This window comes from Vibrio sp. bablab_jr001 (genome assembly GCF_016464285.1).
Taxonomy (GTDB): domain Bacteria; phylum Pseudomonadota; class Gammaproteobacteria; order Enterobacterales; family Vibrionaceae; genus Vibrio; species Vibrio fluvialis.
The window spans coordinates 247,090-269,032 of record NZ_JACDWZ010000092.1 but is presented as its reverse complement, the minus strand read 5'-3'; the positions used below and the strand labels follow the sequence as shown (position 1 = coordinate 269,032).

The 21,943-nt window shown below is 50.0% G+C and carries 18 protein-coding genes; 12 read left to right on the top strand and 6 right to left on the bottom strand.

Annotated elements, in window-relative coordinates; genetic code table 11:
- Nucleotides 1-160 precede the first annotated feature (160 nt).
- The gene (locus JIG40_RS14945) at nucleotides 161-2,152 is read right to left on the bottom strand and encodes a methyl-accepting chemotaxis protein (RefSeq protein ID WP_024373537.1); all 1,992 of its coding nucleotides are present in this window, start codon (nucleotides 2,150-2,152) and stop codon (nucleotides 161-163) included.
- A 255-nt stretch (nucleotides 2,153-2,407) separates the two neighbouring features.
- Between JIG40_RS14945 and hinT the strand changes: the two genes are divergently transcribed.
- The 7 genes from hinT (at nucleotide 2,408) to JIG40_RS14910 (ending at nucleotide 8,377) form a co-directional block, all read left to right on the top strand.
- Nucleotides 2,408-2,758, top strand: a complete 351-nt coding sequence (gene hinT, locus JIG40_RS14940; RefSeq protein ID WP_020327803.1) for a purine nucleoside phosphoramidase — start codon at nucleotides 2,408-2,410, stop codon at nucleotides 2,756-2,758.
- 64 nt (nucleotides 2,759-2,822) lie between these two features.
- On the top strand, nucleotides 2,823-4,214 hold the full coding sequence (locus JIG40_RS14935; protein ID WP_199465593.1) for a hypothetical protein: 1,392 nt from the start codon (nucleotides 2,823-2,825) through the stop codon (nucleotides 4,212-4,214).
- Entirely contained in the window at nucleotides 4,214-4,603 is a 390-nt protein-coding gene (locus JIG40_RS14930; protein ID WP_044365540.1) for a YcfL family protein, read from the top strand. Before JIG40_RS14935 ends, JIG40_RS14930 begins: the two co-directional genes overlap by 1 nt.
- A 29-nt stretch (nucleotides 4,604-4,632) precedes the next feature.
- Nucleotides 4,633-5,223 (top strand): penicillin-binding protein activator LpoB, encoded by a 591-nt coding sequence (gene lpoB, locus JIG40_RS14925; RefSeq protein WP_020327800.1) that lies wholly within the window; start codon nucleotides 4,633-4,635, stop codon nucleotides 5,221-5,223.
- 23 nt (nucleotides 5,224-5,246) lie between these two features.
- On the top strand, nucleotides 5,247-6,101 hold the full coding sequence (locus JIG40_RS14920) for a phosphotransferase (protein ID WP_199465592.1): 855 nt from the start codon (nucleotides 5,247-5,249) through the stop codon (nucleotides 6,099-6,101).
- Nucleotides 6,102-6,201: 100 nt separating this feature from the next.
- On the top strand, nucleotides 6,202-6,741 hold the full coding sequence (ycfP, locus tag JIG40_RS14915; RefSeq protein WP_020327798.1) for an alpha/beta hydrolase YcfP: 540 nt from the start codon (nucleotides 6,202-6,204) through the stop codon (nucleotides 6,739-6,741).
- A gap of 346 nt (nucleotides 6,742-7,087) precedes the next feature.
- The gene (locus tag JIG40_RS14910) at nucleotides 7,088-8,377 is read left to right on the top strand and encodes an NAD(P)/FAD-dependent oxidoreductase (RefSeq protein ID WP_199465591.1); all 1,290 of its coding nucleotides are present in this window, start codon (nucleotides 7,088-7,090) and stop codon (nucleotides 8,375-8,377) included.
- Between the two features lie 39 nt (nucleotides 8,378-8,416).
- Here JIG40_RS14910 and JIG40_RS14905 read toward each other — a convergent pair whose 3' ends face one another.
- The 4 genes from JIG40_RS14905 to JIG40_RS14890 all read right to left on the bottom strand — a co-directional run bounded on the left by JIG40_RS14905 (nucleotide 8,417) and on the right by JIG40_RS14890 (nucleotide 13,943).
- Entirely contained in the window at nucleotides 8,417-8,956 is a 540-nt protein-coding gene (locus JIG40_RS14905; RefSeq protein ID WP_199465590.1) for a GNAT family protein, read from the bottom strand.
- Nucleotides 8,957-9,023: 67 nt separating this feature from the next.
- Entirely contained in the window at nucleotides 9,024-9,800 is a 777-nt protein-coding gene (locus tag JIG40_RS14900; protein WP_199465589.1) for a peptidoglycan binding protein CsiV, read from the bottom strand.
- Between the two features lie 103 nt (nucleotides 9,801-9,903).
- Nucleotides 9,904-13,365, bottom strand: coding sequence for a transcription-repair coupling factor (gene mfd / locus JIG40_RS14895; protein ID WP_199465588.1), 3,462 nt, complete (start codon nucleotides 13,363-13,365; stop codon nucleotides 9,904-9,906).
- Between the two features lie 8 nt (nucleotides 13,366-13,373).
- Nucleotides 13,374-13,943, bottom strand: a complete 570-nt coding sequence (locus JIG40_RS14890; protein ID WP_024373531.1) for a hypothetical protein — start codon at nucleotides 13,941-13,943, stop codon at nucleotides 13,374-13,376.
- Nucleotides 13,944-14,118: 175 nt separating this feature from the next.
- On the opposite strand from JIG40_RS14890, the gene lolC reads away from it, so the two are divergent.
- The 3 genes from lolC to lolE are packed head-to-tail and all read left to right on the top strand — an operon-like array spanning nucleotide 14,119 to nucleotide 17,251.
- Nucleotides 14,119-15,327 (top strand): lipoprotein-releasing ABC transporter permease subunit LolC, encoded by a 1,209-nt coding sequence (gene lolC / locus JIG40_RS14885; RefSeq protein WP_199465587.1) that lies wholly within the window; start codon nucleotides 14,119-14,121, stop codon nucleotides 15,325-15,327.
- Complete coding sequence (gene lolD / locus JIG40_RS14880) at nucleotides 15,320-16,006, top strand: lipoprotein-releasing ABC transporter ATP-binding protein LolD (RefSeq protein ID WP_020327790.1); 687 nt, start codon at nucleotides 15,320-15,322, stop codon at nucleotides 16,004-16,006. The genes lolC and lolD overlap by 8 nt, the downstream gene beginning before the upstream one ends.
- Nucleotides 16,007-17,251, top strand: coding sequence for a lipoprotein-releasing ABC transporter permease subunit LolE (gene lolE, locus JIG40_RS14875; RefSeq protein ID WP_199465586.1), 1,245 nt, complete (start codon nucleotides 16,007-16,009; stop codon nucleotides 17,249-17,251).
- A 132-nt stretch (nucleotides 17,252-17,383) separates the two neighbouring features.
- Here lolE and JIG40_RS14870 read toward each other — a convergent pair whose 3' ends face one another.
- A complete protein-coding gene (locus tag JIG40_RS14870) occupies nucleotides 17,384-17,914 on the bottom strand; it encodes a DUF2062 domain-containing protein (protein WP_020327788.1) in 531 nt (176 codons plus the stop codon).
- Nucleotides 17,915-17,922: 8 nt separating this feature from the next.
- Here JIG40_RS14870 and JIG40_RS14865 point away from each other — a divergent pair, with 8 nt between their 5' ends.
- A complete protein-coding gene (locus JIG40_RS14865) occupies nucleotides 17,923-20,160 on the top strand; it encodes a DNA internalization-related competence protein ComEC/Rec2 (RefSeq protein ID WP_199465585.1) in 2,238 nt (745 codons plus the stop codon).
- A 32-nt stretch (nucleotides 20,161-20,192) separates the two neighbouring features.
- Nucleotides 20,193-21,941 carry a lipid A ABC transporter ATP-binding protein/permease MsbA gene (gene msbA / locus JIG40_RS14860; RefSeq protein ID WP_020327786.1) on the top strand — a complete coding sequence of 583 codons (1,749 nt, stop codon included), beginning with the start codon at nucleotides 20,193-20,195 and terminating at the stop codon, nucleotides 21,939-21,941.
- The last annotated feature ends 2 nt before the right edge of the window (nucleotides 21,942-21,943 follow it).

The window sequence follows — 21,943 nt, the reverse complement described above, 5'->3', positions numbered from 1 at the left end:
TGGCTTGCGAAAAATTGGGATATTTGAGAAGAGCGTTGCAAGCCATAGTATCCATATAACGACGCAGCGCACAAAAAACAAGGGTGACCGCTTAGAAAAGTCACCCTGAGTCAAGATTTTACGCCGCCCTAACAAAGCAAGCGGCTGTTTGGTTGCGGTTTTACAATTTGAAGCGATGCACCAGGTGGCTCTGCTGACTGGCTAACTGAGTCAGATTGGCACTGGTTTGGGCAATTTCACTCATCGCCTGATAGCTTTCATCGGCAATATGGTTGATGTCTTCAATACTGCGAGCAATCGCTGTTGTGGTTTCACTTTGCTCCGCTGCCGCCTGAGAAATGTGAGTACTCATTTGGCTGATCTCGATGATCAATGCCTGAATCTCTTCCATCGCACTGTTGGCGTGAGAAGCTTGCTCCACCGACTGCTCCATATCTTGCATACAACTTTCAATCACTTTACTGGCTGACGTTGAACTGGTCTGCAGATTGCTGATCATGGTTTCAATCTCGGACGTTGATTCGGTGGTACGCTGAGCCAGTACGCGCACTTCATCAGCAACCACGGCAAAGCCTCGGCCCTGCTCGCCAGCACGTGCCGCCTCAATCGCTGCGTTGAGTGCCAGCAGATTGGTTTGTTCTGCGATGTTGCGAATAACATCCAGAATCGAACCGATTTGACTGCTCATTTTACGCAGTTGCCCCACAGCTTCTACAGAATCATTCAGGCGAGTTTCCAGTTGGTTGATGGTGGTAATGTTGTTACTCATGATATGGCGGCCAGACTCCGAAGCCGTTTCCACCTGTTGTACCATTTCCAACGAGTTTTGCGCACTGTGCGCCACTTCCTGAACAGAATGGGCCATTTCAGTCATGGCGGTCGCCACGTTAGCGGTTTGTTCGCGTTGGCTGTTCAATTGCGATTGCGCGCCTTGTGAGGTCGATTGGTTCTGATTTGCTGTTGAGGTCAGATCATCTGAGGCTTGATTGAGTTTGAGCAAAATATCGTGCAGGTTATCCGCCAGTGAGTTGATGTGACCGCTGAGGCGAGAAAACTCATTGTTATGAGTGATTTCAATTCGCTGGGTCATATCGCCCTGCGTCAGGCTTTCCAGTGTAGTAAGAATACGTTTCAATGGTGAACGGACGCTGTGCGCGATGTGATAGCCAATACCCGCGGCCAGCAGCACGACCACCAGTCCGATTCCGATCGCCTTGTACACGCCCTGTTGATAAACGTTGCCAGCTTCAGCAAGTGAGTTATCCAGATCTTGCGTCGCTGTTTGGTTGAACGAATCGAGGATCTTCATCGCATTGTCAACTTCGGTCGCTAAGTTCGCGATGTTGTCATACAACGCGGCACGCGCTTTGAGGTATTCGTTGTGTTGATCCAGTACGCCGCCTTTCTGGCCGATATCTTGAGTGAACTTCTGTACGGGTTCATCGAAGGTTTCTTTTAACTCAGGGAGTTGCGTGGCAAGACCGCGATAGGCGTAATTGAGATGAGTAACCGCTTTCTTGTTCTTAGCCACGGCCTTTTCAACAAAATCCACGTCTGAGCTAGCCAGGGCATCCGAGGTAATCACTTCGGCGTCCTTCAGCTTGATGAAATAGCTTTTGGCCATGACTTTGACGGAGATGCTACTTTGGTCATCAACAAAACTCTTCATGCCCACATTGAGTTCAAAATGCAGACGTTGAAATTCGCGCGTGGATTTTTGTACTTTTGCCTGAGCGTCGAACATCGCCTGATAGTTGTTCATCGCTTCATTGGCTTCGTTAAAATAGCGACTTTCCAACTGCTTAAGAGCGTCAATACGCTCTTGCAAATCAGGATGTGAGACGCTTGCCGCTGCCAGTTGACTCAATACGGCGCTGAAATCATCTTTCGCCTGAGCGAATTCGCCGCGCATTACGTTCATACGGTCGACATTCTGCGTGGTCAAAAAGTCTTTGAAAGATTTGTCTGCAGAGAGCAGTTGAACACTGGTTTTATTAGACAGTGAAACTAGTGGTAAAGCGGTTTTGGATACCCCTTCAAAATTGGAATGAATTTGGCTCATACCTCCCATCATGATGGCCACCGTCACGGCGAACATGATGATTATCAGCGCAAAGCCGGCGTACATACGCCTGATCACTGAACCTTGCATAAATCTCTCCCTTGATACACTCAAAATTCTTATAAAAATAGTAATGACAAATTTGTCTTAAAAAATTAACAAAATAATCATTATTGTATTGAGCGTGAGAAGCGCATTTTATGACGGACACTGCAAAAACATTTTTTATCTGCCGCCAAACTTTGTTTCTGTTAAGTGAACGGTGTTTTTTATTGAGCTTTAATACGCCTTGTCGCATACTCACTCAAACAATGACATTTCAAAATACCTCTGATGGAGAGCTTCATGTCTGAAGAAACCATTTTTAGTAAAATCATTCGCAAAGAAATTCCCGCTGACATTCTGTATCAAGATGACCTGGTAACGGCATTTCGTGATATTAACCCACGTGCGCCAAGCCATGTCCTGATCATTCCGAACAAACTGATTCCGACCGTAAATGACGTGCAAGAAGCAGACGAACTTGCTTTAGGCCGCATGTTTACCGTGGCGAAGAAAATCGCTGAGCAGGAAGGTATTGCTGAAGATGGTTACCGTTTGTTAGTGAACTGCAATTCACACGGCGGCCAAGAGGTTTACCATATCCACATGCATCTGGTGGGCGGCCGTCCGCTAGGCCCTCTGTTGATGAGTTAACCGTTTGTCTGGCCCGGCGTTGCCCGGGTCAGACGCTTCTATTGATGCTCAAGCGGAGTTTGTAGTGAAGTTTAACTTACGACACCTGACCATTTCGCTTACCTGTGTGTGGCTTAGCGCCTGTGCAAACTTCACGGCTGGTAATCTTTTCAGCCATTACAGTGCTCAGAATTCTGACTTATACCAATCGGTTAAAGCGGGCGATTATCAACAAGCCACCGAAGAGTTTTCTGATTACGTTGCCGGAGACATTCTGGACAATCTGGAAAAAGGCCGCGTCTATTTTCTAAATCGCCAATACGCTGAAAGCCAATCTGCACTTGAGTTGTCGGATACGGCGATTCGTCGCCAGCAGGATCAAGCGGTTATTTCTCTCAGCTCGACGGCAACCAGCGTGGGTTCATTGGCGGTAAACGATAACCTCAATGACTATCAGCCAGCAGACTATGAACTTGGTTTTTTGCATCTTTATCTTGGTTTGAACTATCTTCAAAACAATAGTTTAGAAGGGGCGTTGGTGGAAATGCGCCGGGCAAATCAGGTGCAAGAGCAGGCAAGAAAGTCTCGTGAAGCGGAACTTGAGCAAGCGCAGCAGGAAATGCAGTCAAAAGGCGTCACTCCGAATCTGGGCAGTGTTCTGGCCAGATATCCGGATGCCGGGCAGACACTGCAAGCGGTGCAAAACGGTTACCTGCTTTATCTTTCAGCACTGCTTTACGAAGCCTCGAATGACTTGAACAGCGCGTATGTTGATTATCGACGCGCGTTGACGGTGGCTCCGGAAAACCGTGCTGTGATCGATGGTACGATTCGCGTCGCACAGCGTCTTGGCATGAACGAAGACCTAACGCAGCTCACCACGCGTTACGGTCAGAGTGAGTCCCTAAACGATCAGCAGGGGCGGGTTATCGTGATTGACGAACAAGGTATTGTGCAGGCTTTGGAGAGTTGGCGGTTATCTTTACCGCTTTTTGACAGCAGAGGGAATACCGCGTTGTATTCTTTGGCGTTGCCTTACTATCCCAAGCAAACAATGCCGCGGTTTGCACCTCTGCGTCTCAATGATACGGAGTTGCACAGTGATCGCCTGACGGATGTGGATTTGATGGCGCAACGCGATCTGCGAGAACGAATGCCGGCACTGGTTATACGTCAGGCATTACGAGTGGTGGCGAAAGATCAGTTGCGCAAAGAAGCGACCAAAGGTGACGATGTCGGCAACTTGATTTTTAACGTGTTGAATACGTTAACGGAGCAACCCGATACGCGCAGTTGGTTGACGTTACCTGAAGCTGTGAATGCCTCTAGTTCCGTGGTCGATGCTGGTCAACAAAACTTACAGGTGGATGGTCAAAATTACACCTTTACTGTACCGCAACGCGGGACAACATTGGTGTGGCTGTCGCGTCAGGGAAATCATGCCACCGTATGGCATAAACAACTGGGAAGATTGTAATGAAAAAATGGTTAATCTGTTTATTGTCTGCGTTAGCGCTGATGGGATGTGCTGACAACACCGCTGGCTTGCGAGTTGATGGCAGCACACAGCGAGTGCTGATAGGCGATAACGTTTTGGCGGGCCGTCTGAGCGTTGAAGATATCGCCACTAGTGCGTTCGATGGCCACACCCGCGGTGTCGTTCGTCTGTTGAGTCAATACAGCGGTGACCAACATTTGCAGTACCGTTTTTATTGGTACGACAATGAAGGACTGGAAGTGAACACGCAGCCGGGACCTTGGAAACAAATTATTGTACGTGGGGAAGAGACAGTATCGCTGTCGGAAGTGTCGGTGAACCCGAATGGCACTCAATTCCGCGTACAAATCCGTGCATCAAATGATTAAGCTCATCGAGTTAGTTTAGAGGATTCAGAATGAAAAAAAGTATCATCGCGTTGCTTGGCCTGGCAGTAATTCTGGGCGGCTGTTCAAACAAAGTCAGTTATGGGGATGCACAAGCTGTAGAAACTGTCACTGTCGACTTTGGTTCTACGGATCTGCAAAAGATCGCTGCAGATATGATTGATAGCATGATGATGTCTGGTTCAGTGTCGGCAATCACCCGTGACTCACGTCCAATCGTATTTGTTGAGCGCATCAAAAACAAAACCAGCGAACACATCGATACCGAGTCCATCACCGACACCATCAGTACTAAAATGCTGAATTCGGGTAAATTCCGCTTTGTGGATATGGATCGTGTCGAGGCTGTGCGTGAACAGCTGAAATTCCAGAACAACGATGAACTGGTGAACCAAAGCACAGCGATTCAGTTTGGTAAAATGGTGGGCGCCGAGTACATGCTGTATGGCAACCTATCCAGCATCGTGAAGAATGCAGGTAGCGACACGGACGTTTACTACAAAATGACCATGCGTCTGATGGACCTGAAAACAGGCCTGATCGAATGGGCAGATGAAACCGAAATTCGTAAGCAGCAGTCTAAAAGCTTGTTTGGTTTGTAAGCTTTGAAATGAAGAGGTGAGTGATGGCGAGAATGTCCTGGCGTGAAGCGTGTCAGTTAGATCCCACGTTGCAATCCCTTACTCACTTTTTCTCGTTTCCTCCCGAATACGCGCAAACGCTGACGGGAGGGTTGACCAACCGTTGTTGGAAAGTGGTCTGCTCGCAAGGCAAAGCCTATGTATGGCGTCCGACAACCCCGATCACCAAAGCGTTTTCTATCTCTCGTTTCCAGGAATATCAGATTCTTAAATCGATTGAATCCAGTCATATCGGTCCGGCAGCCGTATCCGTTAACGATCAGGGCCTGCTGGTGGAGTGGATAGAAGGGGAATCGCTGACCAATAATTTGCCGTTCGATTCGCTGCTTCGCACACAAATCCGCATTCATGAACTGAATGTTTCCCGCATTCCGGTAGTCCCGTTCAGCTTTGCGGCAAGGGTCGATCACTATTGGATGCAGCTCAAATCTGAGTTCAAAACCGCTGATATTCAGTCGCTGTATCAGGCTTGGAGAACGACTCCGAATACGGTGGATGTCCTGCCTGCGCTGTGTCATTTTGATCTGGCGGGCTACAATATGGTGAAAACCGCACAGGGCAATAAAGTCATCGACTGGGAATATGCCGCAATCGCAGACCCGAGGATGGACTTAGCGCTGAGCATCAATGTGGCCGGAGAGAAGATTCTCGATTCCGTATTTCGTTATTGCCAGTTACGTGACATTGATGATGTTGATGTGTGGGTGGATGGTGTGCAAGCCTGGTTACCGCGAACGACCATGATGGCCATGCTGTGGTATCTGCTGGCGTTCCAGTTGTGGGGGGACGACAGTTACTATCAGCAGGCATTACACATCAAAGAAACATTCTGTAGTTAGGATCACTGTTTATCCACCTTGTTGCGTTAAATTGTTTTCTATATCTTTAAAACCATACAGTTCGTGGTAGATTAAAACCTCAAGGGAATCGGGGGACATTATGATTATTTATTTGCACGGGTTCGACTCAACTAGCCCAGGGAACCACGAGAAAGTCCTGCAGCTTCAGTTCATCGACGACGACGTTCGTTTCATCAACTACAGTACTTTGCATCCTAAGCATGATATGCAGCATCTGCTCAAAGAAGTTCATAAAGTGATTGAGCAATCCAACGACCCACACCCTATCATTTGTGGGGTAGGTTTAGGCGGCTATTGGTCAGAGCGGGTGGGTTTCTTGTGCGGTATCAAGCAGGTGATTATGAATCCTAATCTGCATCCTGAACGCAACATGGTCGGGCGAATTGATCGCCCTGAAGAATACGAAGACATCGCCACCAAATGCGTCGAGCAGTACCGAGTTAAGAATAAAGGCCGTTGCCTAGTTATTTTGTCACGTAACGACGAGATTCTGGATAATCGGGAAACTGCTAAAGAGCTACAGGATTACTATGACATTGTTTGGGATGAAGCGCAGTCTCACAAATTCAAAAAGATTTCGCAGCATTTACAGACGATCAAATCCTTCAAAAATGCATAACCAGCACAAATGAAATGAGTTTCAGCGGCCCACGATACGGGCCGTTTTTTTGTCGCAAAAAAGCAGCGAATTCGGCGAATTCTTAGGTTGCGTGGGGAATTTACCTCTATATAATGGCTTGCGCATAAAAAATTTGATAGATATCAAAAAAACAGAAAGAGCAAGAACGAAAACTTGCCCGATATTTTTGCGTTAACCACGCTTTTAGCCCAATGAACGTGTCGATAGAGCATTAATAGCCGAAAACAAACATCGATACCCAAACGACAGTTTTGCAAAGAATTCTCTCGGTATGAGTCATCGTGCCGAACCATAGTTATTGATATTTGTTTTGAGGATTGTTGTTGTGACACGCATTATCGTAGTAGGCGGTGGCGCTGGTGGTCTTGAGCTTGCAACCAAGCTGGGCCGTACACTGGGCCGTAAACATCGCGCAGAAATCACACTGGTAGACCGTAACTCTAGCCACCTTTGGAAACCTTTGTTGCACGAAGTTGCAACCGGGTCTCTGGATGAAGGGGTGGACGCTCTGAGTTACCGTGCTCATGCCAAAAACCACAGCTTTGACTTTCAACTAGGCAGCCTTGAGTCCATCGACCGCGACAGCAAAACCATCATGCTGAGCGAACTGAAAGATGAACATGGTGAGCTTCTGATGCCAAAACGTGAATTGTCTTATGACATTCTGGTGCTGGCGATTGGTTCCACATCGAACGATTTCAACACTCCTGGTGTTCGTGAACACTGTATCTTCCTGGATAGCCCTGAACAGGCAAACCGCTTCCGTACAGAGATGAACAACGAGTTCCTGAAACTGCACGCGAAAAATGGTAACGGTACGGTAGATATCGCTATTGTCGGCGCGGGCGCGACAGGCGTGGAGTTGTCAGCTGAACTGCACAACGCGGTGAAAGAACTGCATACCTATGGCTTCGGTGATTTGGATTCCAGCAAGCTGAACGTGAACCTGATTGAAGCGGGTGAACGTATTCTGCCAGCATTGCCACCACGTATTTCAGCTGCTGCACACAGTGAGCTGACTAAACTGGGTGTGAATGTGCGTACCGCAACGATGGTCACAAAAGCGGAATCGGATGGCCTGACAACGAAAGACGGCGAAAAAATCTCTGCGCAAATCATGGTTTGGGCGGCGGGTATTAAAGCACCGGATTTCATGAAAGAGATTGCTGGCCTAGAAACCAACCGCATTAACCAACTGGTGGTGAAAGACACTCTACAAACCACACGTGACGACGATATTTTTGTTATCGGCGATTTGGCACAATGCACTCAGGCTGACGGTTCATTCGTTCCACCACGTGCTCAAGCTGCGCACCAGATGGCGAGTCTTGCGTTTAAAAACATTGTGGCAAAACTGATTGGTCGCGAGATGAAATCTTACGTCTACAAAGACCATGGTTCTCTGGTGTCTCTGAGCCGATTCTCTACCGTTGGTAGCCTGATGGGCAACCTGACTAAAGGCTCTATGATGGTTGAAGGCCGTATCGCACGGGTGGTGTATATTTCACTATACCGCATGCATCAGATGGCGTTGCACGGCATGTTCAAAACTGGCCTGATGATGCTGGTGGGACGAATCAACCGCGTATTGCGTCCAAACCTCAAGCTTCACTAAGCAAGATGAATTAAAAAAGCCCCATCAGGGGCTTTTTTATTATTCTGGAATCAATGAATAGACAATACCATCTTTAGGTTTACCGTCGAACAGAAAGCGGTTTCTGGCAATGGTTTCTTGCATCGCACCGCAGGCGATAGCGAGACGTTGACTGGCTGCGTTGTCCGGATCGCAAACGATCTCAAGCCGGGTGAGTTCCAGCCTGCTGAAACAGAACTCAATCAGCGCGCTAAGCGCTTCTTTTCCCATGCCCTGATGCTGATGGGGGTCGGCAACCCAGTAACCGAGGCTGGCCATATTGAAGGTATGGTAAAACTCATTAATCGCCACCATCCCCACAAGTTGCTGTTGCTTCTTATCAAACACACCAAATCCGTAAGAGTCGGCCTTTACCCAGTTCAGACGAGTCGCCAGGATGAAACGTTCAGCCTCCTGCGTCGAGAACTGCGCATAACACCAATCCACCCAATGATGCAGAGAAGGAGAGTGGCGAACGCAGTCAGCAAACTCTGCGGCTTCTTCGAGAGTAATCAAGCGTAATTGCAGACGTTGGGTAATTATCTGAAAATCAGGGCTCATAAGTGATTCACCTATGCACGGTTTATCAGGTTTGAGTATAAAAGAAACGCCCACAAAGGGCGTTTCTTTAATTCTGGTCGACTCGGCGAACCTGGATGATCATTCCCATTAACGGATGATCTAAATAGTGGGTTTCGCCACTGCGCATTCGGCGCTTCTGATCCATGCGGTAGCTCTTCAGGAATGATTCCACATCCACGGTTGGCGATACGGATTCCAGATTACCCGCCTGAACGGTGGCATTCTGCTCATCGGGTGCCACCGTCAGATCCAGTGGAGTATCCTTCATCACCACTTCGCGCACGCTTGGCTCTTTTAAATCCATCATTGCCTCAGCATACAGATAGTGCTGAACGTAGATTTGCAGTGTGCCATCGAGCTCATACAGCGGTTTGGCAATACTCTGCTCTACAACACCATTAATCGGCGTGTCGGTGGTGGCTGCTTTGGTCATCTCGCTGCCATCCGGCTTAAACTGGGCAGAATAATCTTTTCCCGCCTGAATGTGAAAAATCGGCGCGGCAGCGCGGCCTTCATCACCCTGACGCCAAGCCGTGTGCAGCAGTACCTGGAAACCGGCGTGGTTCTTCAGTTTCTGGGCCTGATCGTTTAGTTGGTACTGAGAATAAGGCAGCATTTGCACGCCTTTAGACTGGCGATAATTCGCATCGCCGAAGCTGCCAGCGCGAGATACATTGATTTCCGGCAGGCTGTTTGGCCATGATTCACTCACTTTTTCAGCATCAACCGCTCGTTTGAAGAGAATCACTTCAATGTCGAACTGTCGCTGTGCCAGGCTTGACATGGATACCAGCAAAAGTAGTAGTGGGATCAGCTTTTTCATTATGACTCCGTTATTCAGTGCGACGGCACTTTATTCTTGTCCCCATACACCAATGAAACAATCACATCATGCTGTATGGGTAGATCAAAAGAGAACGTATCTCTCAGGCTGCTGGAAGTAGATTTTGCTGGAATTCACTCAACATGTCTGCAACAAATTGAATTCTTTCTCTGCGATCGACCAGAGGTAAGGCAAATTTAAACTTGGTCGGCCCTTCCATAGCGAATTTCTTCGGTTGCGATTGCAGTAGTTTAACCAAAAACATAGGGTTAATGTCAGCATTCGGATAGAACTCAATGTAACCACCTTTCTCATGTGCCTCAATTTTGCGGATTTTGAGTCGTGCGGCGTTGAGCTTGAGATCGGCAATCGCCAGCAGGTTGAGCGCAGCGTCCGGCAATTTGCCAAAGCGGTCAATCAGCTCGACTTTCAGTTCCGTCAGTTCATCGCTGTCAGCCACGCTGGCGATCTGCTTGTACATCGACAAGCGGGTGTTAATGTCCGGAATGTAGTCATCGGGCAGCAACGCAGGAATTCGCATTTCAATTTCGGTTTGCTCACGCAAGAGATCGTCCAAGGACGGCTCTTTGCCTGACTTCAAGGCTTCGACGGCTTGCTCCAGCATTTCCATGTACAGCGTAAAACCAATCGACTGAATCTGACCGCTCTGCTCATCGCCAAGCAATTCACCCGCGCCGCGAATTTCCAGATCGTGAGTCGCCAGAGTAAAGCCCGCGCCAAGATCTTCCAACGAGGCAATGGCTTCAAGCCGTTTTATCGCGTCTTGGGTCATTGCTTTCGGATGCGGCGTCAGCAGGTAGGCGTAAGCCTGATGGTGAGAACGACCGACGCGTCCACGTAACTGGTGTAACTGCGCCAGACCTAATGAATCGGCGCGATCCATGATGATGGTGTTGGCGGTCGGCACGTCGATGCCCGTTTCAATGATGGTGGTACACACCAGCAGGTTGAAGCGCTGATGGTAAAAATCGTTCATCACGCGTTCCAATTCGCGCTCGCGCATCTGGCCATGCGCGACGGTAATGCGTGCTTCCGGAATCAGTTTTTCCAGATCGGCGGCCACTTTATCGATGCTTTCCACCTGATTATGCAGGAAGTAAACCTGACCACCACGCATGATTTCACGCAGTACGGCTTCGCGGATCACGCTGTCTTCACTCTGACGAACAAAGGTTTTGATCGCCATACGACGAGCCGGTGGGGTTGCGATGATCGACAGATCGCGCATGCCACTCATCGCCATATTGAGGGTTCGCGGAATCGGTGTTGCGGTCAAAGTCAGAATATCGACGTCGGCGCGCATTGCTTTGACCTTCTCTTTCTGGCGCACGCCGAAACGGTGTTCTTCGTCGACAACAAGCAGGCCCAAATCGGCAAACTTGATGTCGCTCGAAAGCAGCTTATGAGTGCCGACAACGATGTCCACTTTGCCGTCCGCCACGTCTTGCAAAATGGCTTTCTGTTCTTTGGCCGATTTAAAGCGAGAAAGCACTTCTACCCGAATCGGTAGGTTAGCAAAACGGTCGCGGAAGTTTTCAAAATGTTGTTGAGCGAGCAGGGTGGTCGGCACTAATACCGCCACTTGTTTTCCGTTGTCGGTGGCGACAAAGGCGGCGCGCATGGCGACTTCGGTTTTGCCAAAGCCCACGTCACCACACACCAGACGATCCATGGCTTTCGGCTGACACATATCCGACATCACCGCATTAATGGCCATTGCCTGATCGTCGGTTTCTTCGAATGGGAAGCCCGATTTGAAGGTCGCGTACTGATCGCGATCGAGTTGGAATTTATAGCCAGGTTTCAGTTCACGTTTGGCGTATACATCCAGCAGCTCCGCCGCAACGTCACGCACTTTCTCCGCTGCCTTGCGGCGCGCTTTTACCCATGCTTCTCCACCGAGTTTATGCAGTGGCGCACTCTCTTCGGCACCGCCGGAATAGCGGCTGATGAGATTCAACGACGAAACCGGCACGTAAAGCTTGGCGTCGTTCTGATACTCCAACGTCACATATTCGGTGGTCATACCGCCAGCTTCCAGGGTTTGCAGGCCGACATAACGACCGATACCGTGATCAATATGCACCACGGGCTGCCCTGGCTTGAGTTCAGCCAGATTGCGGATGATGGCATCACTGTTGGTCGCTTTGCGCTCTTTCTTGCGGCGTTGAATAACGCGATCACCCAGTAAATCGCTTTCGCAAATCAACGCAAGCTGATGATCGCCAAAGATAAAGCCGCGCTCTGCCGAGCCCAACACCAACGCAAACTTATCGTCATTCTGATAAGCCTGCATAAAGTCGGCTTTGCTCTGCGGACGAAGTTTGATGCGTTGCAGCAGTTCCAGTAGTGCTTCGCGGCGACCTTCAGACTCCACCGAGAAAATCACTTTCCCGGCAAAACTTTCGCAGAACTGGCGCAGAGCGGCCAGTGGTTCTTTGTTCTGATGTTGAACTGCCAAGTCTGGTAGTGGTTGTAGACGTGGATTGACTCGGCCGGCTTTTTCTTCCACCGGTTCAACACTCAGCAGCACCTGAGGCAGGGTTTTAAAACGCGCAAACAGTTCGTCTTTTTTCAGCCACAGCTCCTCCGGTGGCAGCAGTGGGCGCAGCGGGTCGATTTTGCGTTGGTCGTAACGGTAATCCACATCTTTAAGAAAATGATCGATGGCGTTTTCGAGTTGGCCGACACTCAACAACTGGCTGCCTGAAGGCAGATAGTCAAAAAGCGTTTCGGTGTGGTCAAAAAACAGCGGCTGCCAGTATTCGATCCCCGCCGGCCACGTACCTTTGGAAACCTGCATATAGACAGATTCGGGCTCGCGACGCGCTTCAAAGCGGCCGCGCCATCGCGTACGGAACTCTTCAATTGCCAGCTCGGTGGTCGGAAACTCATGTGCTGGTAACAGACAGATTTCACCGATTTCTTCAATCGAACGCTGGTTTTCCGGATCGAAAGTACGAATGGTGTCGATTTCATCATCGAAGAAGTCAATCCGGTACGGATCGGCGCTCCCCATCGGGAACAGATCGAGAATCGAGCCACGGCTGGCGTATTCGCCTGGACCAAAGACTTGATCGACATGGCGGTAACCAGAGTTCTCCAACTGCACTCGCAGCTTATCTAACGAGAACAGGTCTCCGCGTTTGACCATCAACGTGTGTTGTAACAGAAAATCGCGCGGTGTTTGACGTTGCAACAGTGTGCTCACCGGCACGATAGTAATGCCGCGCGTTAACGAAGGCAGTTGATAGAGCCGGGAAATTCGGTCGGAAATGATTTCTTGGTGCGGCGAAAAGTTATCGTACGGCAGGGTTTCCCAATCCGGAAACAGAGCCACCGCTGCCTGACTGAACTGCTCAATCTCCTGCAGCAGCTTAAGCGCCGTTTGTGGATCAGGCACTGCGAGCAGAGTATGGCCGTTGTGCTGGTTGGCCAATTCGGCAATGGCCAGCGCCAGACTGGCACCATGAAGATTACCAACGTGTTTTTTGTCTCCCGCTCCAGTAGCGGCAGGCAGAGAGAGTAAAGTTTGTTTAGTCATGGTAACGCTTATGATTTTTCTCGGTCTAAAGAGCGTTGTCGCAGCAGCTTCTGCTGTTGATAAAGGGCGGCTTTAATTAGCAGATCCTGATCGGTATCGCGCAGCAGTTCGTAACGTACCGTCACGATGAAATGGCCTTCTTCTGCTTCACAGGCAACAACCAGGCCGTAACAGTAGATAGCGGCCGCGGGATGTTCCAGAAAGAGCTTGGCTCGCACTTGCTGACCCGATTGCAAAGCACTTTTCGCTTTGTAGGTGAACTGGCTGGCGCCAAAGCTGACGGTGAAGGTTCGCAAGGTCGGATCGTCTTGTTGTGACAGCATGAAACTCAGTAGCAGATTCAGTTTCGAGTTCTGTGTTTCCAACAACTGAATCACGTGTTTAAAGTCGCTGTTTTTCAGTTCGAGCCTGGCTGCATCGTTGAGTTGATCCATCTGGCTGAATTCACTGGCGACAACAAACGGCGCCGGGATTTCAGCTTCAAAATCCAGTGGAGAAGGCAGCAGAAAGTCGGCCGGCATCGGCTCAACGTTGATGTTCAGTGCGTGATGCACCGTGAAATATTCTTGATCTGTCATAGTGTGTTCCTTCTCACCTCTGTGTTGATTATCGCTATACAGACCAAGTAATCAAGGTATGTCATTGTTATTGGTGTGAATTGAAGCGCCTCTAACAGAGAATTAGCAAAGAAAAACTACAACCTTGGCGGGATTCTCGCTACAGTAACGCCATCCTATTTGATTGGTTTTCATTATGTTTCATCCGATTTCTACCTTCATCGGGTTACGCTATCTGCGCGGGCGATCCGGTGACAGGTTCAGTCGTTTCGTTTCTTATATGTCGACGGCGGGCATCACCATCGGTGTGATGGCGCTGGTCACGGTGCTTTCGGTCATGAATGGCTTTGAAGCGCAGCTTAAAAATCGCATTCTTGGCGTGTTGCCACAAGCGGTGGTCTCTCAGGCTCAGGACAAAACGGTGCTGACCGATCAGGCGCCGCAATTTATTCGTGCGCTCTCGACTCAACGCGAACCTGAACCGATTGTTCGCAGCGAAGCGGTGATTCAGAGCGCATCGCAGCTTTCTGCCGGATTAATGGTTGGCATTGAACCTAATCAACACGACCCGATTGGCGACTATCTGATTGCAGGGCGCTTGTCTTCGCTCACCGAAGGTGAATACCGCGTCTTTCTCGGCCACACGTTGGCGCGTAATCTGAATGTGTCTGTCGGCGATAAGGTCCGCCTGATGGTGACCAGTGCCAGTCAGTTTACCCCGCTTGGCCGTATTCCGAGCCAACGTAATTTCACGGTTGCTGGTATTTTCAATACGGGCTCGGATGTGGATGGTCAGTTAATGATCACGCACATTCACGACGCAGGCAAATTACTGCGTTTTGACGACCAAACCGTTTCCGGCTGGCGTTTGTTCTTCAGCGACCCGTTTGTGGTTGGTGAGCTATCAAAGTCGCCACTGCTGGATGGCTGGCAATGGAGCGACTGGCGCGATCAACGCGGTGAGCTTTTCCAAGCCGTGCGGATGGAAAAGAACATGATGGGTCTGATGCTGGGACTGATTGTTGGTGTTGCGGCGTTCAACATCATTTCTGCACTGATCATGGTGGTGATGGAGAAACAGGCGGAAGTGGCGATTTTGAAAACCCAGGGCATGACGGATCGCCAAGTGCTGGCTATTTTCATGGTTCAGGGGGCCAGCAGCGGCGTGATTGGCGCCATCGTCGGGGGCGCGCTCGGCGTGCTGCTGGCGGATAATCTCAATACCATTATGGATGCCCTTGGCGTGGCCTTGTTCCCGATGGGCGGTGAACTGCCTGTGCTGATTAATCCGCTGCAAATCTGTGTTGTCGTAGTTCTGGCTATTGCGCTAAGCCTGCTGGCGACCCTGTTCCCGTCTTACCGCGCATCTTCTGTTAAACCCGCTGAGGCTCTACGTTATGAATAACCTTTTACGTTGTCATCAAGTTTGCAAAACTTATCAGGAAGGCGATCTTCAGACGCAAGTGCTTAAAGGTGTGAGCTTTGAACTGCAGAAAGGGGAACTGGCATCGATCATTGGTTCATCAGGCTCAGGTAAAAGCACCTTGCTGCACATTCTGGGTGCGCTGGATGATGCGACTCAGGGCCATGTCGAGTTTTTGGGTCAACAGTTGAGCGCACTGAGTTCAAATAAACAAGCTAAGATCCGCAACCAACATTTGGGCTTTGTTTACCAGTTCCATCACTTGCTCGCCGATTTCAGTGCGTTAGAGAACGTTGCGATGCCGTTGCTGATTGGTGGTAAAAAAGTGGCGCAGGCGAAACAGGACGCGGCGGCGTTGCTGGAGCGGGTTGGACTCTCGCATCGTCTGGAACATCGACCTTCTGAGCTTTCCGGTGGTGAACGTCAGCGTGTGGCGATTGCCCGTGCGCTGGTGAATAAACCCGATTTAGTTCTGGCAGATGAGCCGACAGGTAACCTTGACCACAAAACTGCGCTGTCTATTTACGATTTGATGCGTGAATTGAACCGTGAGTCGGGCACCGCCTTTTTAGTCGTGACGCACGACGGTGAATTGGCCGCCAAGATGGATCGCCGACTGCACATGCAGGATGGTCTGCTGCTGAATGTGGGGGAAGCATAGGTGCTGGCTTCATTGTCTCTTTTCATCGGCGGCCGTTTTAGTCGCGCTAAGCAGCGCAACAAAATGGTGTCGTTTATTTCGCTCTCATCCACCATCGGTATTGCAGTTGGTGTCGCGGTGATCATCATTGGTCTGTCGGCGATGAACGGATTTGAACGCGAGTTACAAAACCGTGTTCTGTCGGTTATCCCACATGGCGAGTTTGAAGGTGTGCGCGGTCCTATTCAGAACTGGCAGTCGATGGTGAAACAAGCAACCAAAAATCCGCAGGTGTTGGCTGCTGCGCCGTATGTCAAATTCACTGCGCTGGCTGAAAAAGGTACGCAGCTAAAAGCCATTGAAGTGCGCGGTGTGGATCCCGATATGGAACAGGCGGTATCTCGTTTGTCGCAGTTCGTGACCAATAACGCGTGGTCAACGTTTGCGCCCGGTGAACAGCAGGTGATTCTGGGCAAAGGTGTAGCGGATCAGCTTGGGGCCAAGGTCGGTGACTATGTCACGTTGATGATCCCAACTGCTGACGGGTCATCACGCGTACAGGCTCCTCGTCGAATTCGGGTGCAGATTTCTGGTCTGTTGGCCCTGAACGGCCAGATTGACCACAGCATGGCACTGCTGCCGTTAGCCGATGCGCAGCAATATGCGCGTTTGGAGCAGGGCGTGAGCGGCGTATCTATCAAGGTGGCTGATGTGCTGAGTGCGAATCAAATCGTGCGCTCAGTGGGTAACACGCTGAATGAATATGTTTACCTGCGCAGCTGGCAGCAGAAGTTTGGCTTTCTGTATCGCGACATTCAAATGGTGCGCACCATTATGTATCTGGTGATGGTGCTGGTGATAGGGGTGGCGAGCTTTAACATTGTGTCCACGCTGATGATGGCGGTTAAGGACCGCGCTGGCGAGATCGCGATTCTGCGTACTATGGGCGCGACGGATGGTCTGGTGAAGCGAATTTTCGTCTGGCAGGGCGTGTTTTCTGGTGTGCTGGGCAGTATCGTCGGCAGTGTGTTTGGTGTCGTGATTGCGTTTAACCTCACTCCTTTGGTGAAAGGGCTGGAAACGCTGATTGGCCATCACTTTTTATCCGGTGATATCTATTTTGTGGATTTCCTGCCTTCACAGGTGGAAAGTGGTGATGTGCTGTTAGTGTCTGGCACGGCAATCGTGCTGAGCCTGCTCGCAACCTGGTATCCCGCAGCGCGCGCCAGCAAGCTCAATCCGGCGAGCGTACTGAGTAGCAAGTAACTATTAAGCTGAATCAGGCACAACAAAAAAGGACCCGATGGGTCCTTTTTTCATACTCGGTTTGCAAGTGTTGCAAACCAGAATTCGTCATCGCTCTCAGCGCTAATTAAATGCTGCACAGCGCTAACGCCTTCAGATTATCTTGGAGGGCATTTTCGTCACGCGGCGTTTTTGCCAGCTGCGAACCACGGAATAGCGCCACAGGCCGCGAATACCAAAATAGCCAAGAAACGCAGCCACCACACCACATACGCCACAACCTAGCAGGAACGGAGGCCCGATGGTACTCATTTGTTGCATGATGAAATCCCAGGTCAGCTCAAAATGAAACGGCTGCGGCGGTACATTCATCAGCCATGCGCCGAGTTTGTAACAGAAGTAAAAAATGACTGGCATCGTGATGGGGTTAGTAATCCAGACCAGAGCCACAGAAAGAGGTAAGTTCACACCACATAAAATGGCAAGCCCGGCTGACATGATCATCTGACTTGGCAGTGGAACAAACGCCATAAACAGACCAACGGCGAAAGCGCCCGCAGCAGAGCGTCGATTGAGACACCACAAGTTCGGGTTATACAGCACATTGCCAAAAACTTTTAATGCCTTTTGACGCTTAATCACATCATGGTCAGGCATGAACCGCTTAATGAATTTTCTTGGCATAGGGGAACATGACTCTCTATTCGAATTACTGGATGCTCGCTTCGTTCTCGCTCACCGTATTGTCTGCGCCCCTTTGGCCGTGGATGCCAGAGTGGGATTTTGCATTCATTTGCCTTGCTGCTCTGATGACCACGCTCGTGGTGAGCCGATTCAGAGTTTTTGGCGGGATCGCGCTTGCCTTGTTAGTGATAGTAACACACGGCAACGTTGTGAGATCTCAATCCAACACTATTTTTCAAGCAGGGCAGGATATTACCATAAAAGGTGAAGTTGACAGCTTTTTTAAACAAATTAGTTATGGTTATGAAGGGACTGTAGTAGTCAGATCAATCAATGGACAAGAATTGCGCACTTTTTGGCAGCCGAAAGTGCGGTTAATTGCTCCGGTCGATCTGCAAATTGGCGATCAGTTTGAGTTTTCTGTAATGGTTAAACCCGTTTATGGCCGCCGTAATGAGGCCGGTTTTGACTTAGAAGCTTACTACTTCAGTCAGGGTTGGGTTGCGAGAGTGAACGTTAAACCTCAGTCAAAATTTGAGGTCGTTTCAACGCCGAATTTTCGCAGTATGTTGCACCGCCAAATCAAAACATGGACGCAAAATAGCCCTTTTCAAGGCATGCTCTTGGCGCTGACATTTGGTGACCGCAACGGCATTCATGAAGCTGAATGGAGCGCACTGAGAAATAGCGGACTCATCCATCTGGTGGCGATATCCGGTTTGCATATTGGCATGGCGTTCGCGATTGGTTATCTGATTGGAAGTGCGATGATGCGGCTGCATGTCAGTTTGCTGTGGATGCCTTTCGTTTGCGGGATGTGTATTGCCACGATTTATGCATGGCTGGCAGGATTTACCTTGCCGACCCAGCGCGCTTTGTTGATGTGCGGTCTCAACGTCGCTCTCACGATGAGTGGCGTGCGTGTGACGGCGGTGCAGCGAATCCTTATCACCCTTGCTGCGGTATTAATCGTGACGCCGTTTGCGCCGCTCTCCAACAGTTTCTGGCTCTCATTCTTGGCGGTCGCGTTGGTTTTGTATCAATTGGCAGACCGAACAACACCTCATGGCTGGCGAAAATGGCTGACGATGCAATGCTCGTTAGTCATTATGATGATTCCAGTTTCCGCGTATTTTTTCTCCGGGTTCAGTGTTTCGTCGGCACTCTATAACCTGATTTTTATTCCTTACTTCAGCTTTGTCATCGTGCCGCTGCTGTTTCTTGCACTGTTTCTCACTAACTTTGTCGGAGATATCACCTGGCTGTGGCGTGGGATTGACCTGAGCTTCTGGCCACTGCAGCGGGCACTGGAATGGGCGGGATCGAGCTGGATTGCTGTAAGTCAGACGGCGACGGTCGTATTTAGCGTTGGACTTCTCCTTTGGATTTGCCGCCCGGTATTAAGCTGGCGAGCTCAACTCTATGCGGGAATTGCGTTACTTGGCTTTGGCTTTTTTACCCCACACGATGAGCGTTGGCGAGTTGACATCCTTGATGTCGGGCACGGTCTGGCAGTGTTGATTGAACGGAATAACAACGCCCTGTTGTACGACACCGGCAGTGGCTGGCCTGAAGGTAGTTACGTTCGCTCTTTGATTGTTCCAATACTCAATCAGCGCGGTATGGACTCTCTGGATGGTTTAATTCTCAGCCATACAGACAATGACCACGCTGGTGGTTTAAAAGACGCCGAAACCTTATTGTCCCCGAAATGGGTTGTGGCGAGTCAGTCTGGTCCAAATTGGCAGGCTTGCCACGCGGGAGAACAGTGGGAATGGCAAGGACTGACGATGACGGCACTGTGGCCGCCGCAAACCGTCAATCGTGCTTATAATCTGCAGTCGTGCGTGATTCGATTAAGCGATCCTGAATACGGTCATTCACTACTTCTGGCTGGCGATGTTACGGCAGTCGGTGAGTGGTTACTCAGTCGGCAACCCATGGATATTCAGAGCGATGTCATCATTGTGCCTCATCACGGCAGTAAAACGTCCTCAACGCGTCAGTTTATCGAGCGGGTTTCCCCGCAAGTGGCCATTGCGTCTCTGGCGAAAGGGAATCAATGGCAGTTGCCGCATCGCAGTGTGGTGGCGCGTTATGTGGATGCGGGGTCCGACTGGCTTGATACTGGCGAGGCGGGGCAAATCACTCTGACTTATCAAGCTCAATCCCGGCAGCTATCGACTCTGCGCCACATAGGAAATCCTTCATGGTATAGGCAGATGCTACGTAAAGGGGTAGAATGAGCGCAATATTGTCATAAAAATAAAGCATATCTATGTCACTGAATTCTGACGAAACCACCTGGAAAACGTTTAAGCGTTTATGGACTTATATCCGCCTTTACAAATCTGGGTTAGTGGTCGCCGTTATCGCTCTGGTTATCAACGCCGTTTCTGATACCTATATGATCTCGCTACTTAAACCTTTATTGGATGAAGGGTTTGGTCAAGCGGAATCTAATTTCCTTAAAACGCTGCCGTTTATCATTCTTGGCCTGATGTTTCTTCGGGGCCTCAGCGGATTCGTCTCTTCTTACTGCTTAAGCTGGGTTTCCGGGAACGTGGTGATGCTGATGCGCCGCCGTATTTTCAACCAGTTCATGCATATGCCCGTCAGTTTCTTTGACCGCGAATCGACAGGTGGTTTGCTATCACGTATTACTTACGATACCGAGCAGGTTGCCGGTGCTACCAGCAAAGCATTGGTCAGCATCGTCCGTGAAGGGGCAAGCATCGTCGGTTTGCTGGTGCTGATGTTCTGGAACAGCTGGCAGTTATCGCTGGTCTTGCTGGTCGTCGCGCCGATTGTTGCTTTGGGCATTCGCGTCGTCTCAAAGCGTTTTCGCAAGATCTCGAAAAACATGCAAACCACCATGGGTCATGTGACTGCATCGGCGGAACAGATGCTGAAAGGCCATAAAGTGGTACTGAGCTACGGTGGTCAGGACGTAGAAACCAAGCGTTTTGAAACCGTCAGCAACAAAATGCGCCAACAAACGATGAAACTGGTGTCCGCTCAATCCATTGCGAACCCTGTGATTCAGATGATTGCCTCAATGGCCTTGGTTGCCGTTTTATATCTGGCAAGCTTTGATTCTGTGCGCGATCAACTGACCCCAGGTACGTTCACGGTAATTTTCTCTGCGATGTTTGGCCTGATGCGCCCTTTGAAGGCGCTGACCAACGTGACATCAGACTTCCAGCGCGGTATGGCAGCGAGTCAGACTCTGTTCCAACTGATGGCGCTGGAAACCGAAACCGACAACGGCAAGTTTGAAACGGACAAAGTACGTGGTGAGATCGCTGTTAAAGATGTAACGTTCACCTACCAAGGCAAAGAAAAACCAGCCCTGTCGCATGTGAGTTTTACCATCCCGCAAGGGAAAACGGTGGCTTTGGTTGGCCGCTCTGGATCCGGTAAATCGACCATCGCAAATCTGTTTACGCGTTTTTATGACGTTGATTCGGGGTCGATCACACTGGATGATCACGATATCCGCGATTACAAACTGACGAACCTGCGCCAGCACTTCGCTCTGGTATCGCAAAACGTGCATCTGTTCAACGACACCATCGCCAACAACATTGCTTATGCGGCAGAAGGCGACTTTACCCGTGAGCAGATTGAAGAAGCGGCGCGTCTCGCGCATGCGATGGATTTCATCCAGAACATGGAAGATGGTCTGGATACGATGATTGGCGAAAACGGCGCCAGCTTGTCCGGTGGTCAACGCCAACGTATCGCGATTGCGCGTGCGTTATTGCGTGATGCCCCTGTACTGATCTTGGATGAAGCGACCTCGGCGCTGGATACGGAATCTGAACGCGCAATTCAGGCTGCGCTGGATGAGCTGCAAAAGAACAAAACGGTTCTGGTTATTGCGCACCGTTTGTCGACGATCGAACAGGCTGATGAGATTCTGGTGGTCGATGAAGGTGAAATTATTGAGCGCGGTAAACATGCTGAGCTGCTGGCTAAAGATGGCGCATACGCTCAGCTACACCGTATTCAGTTCGGTGAATAACA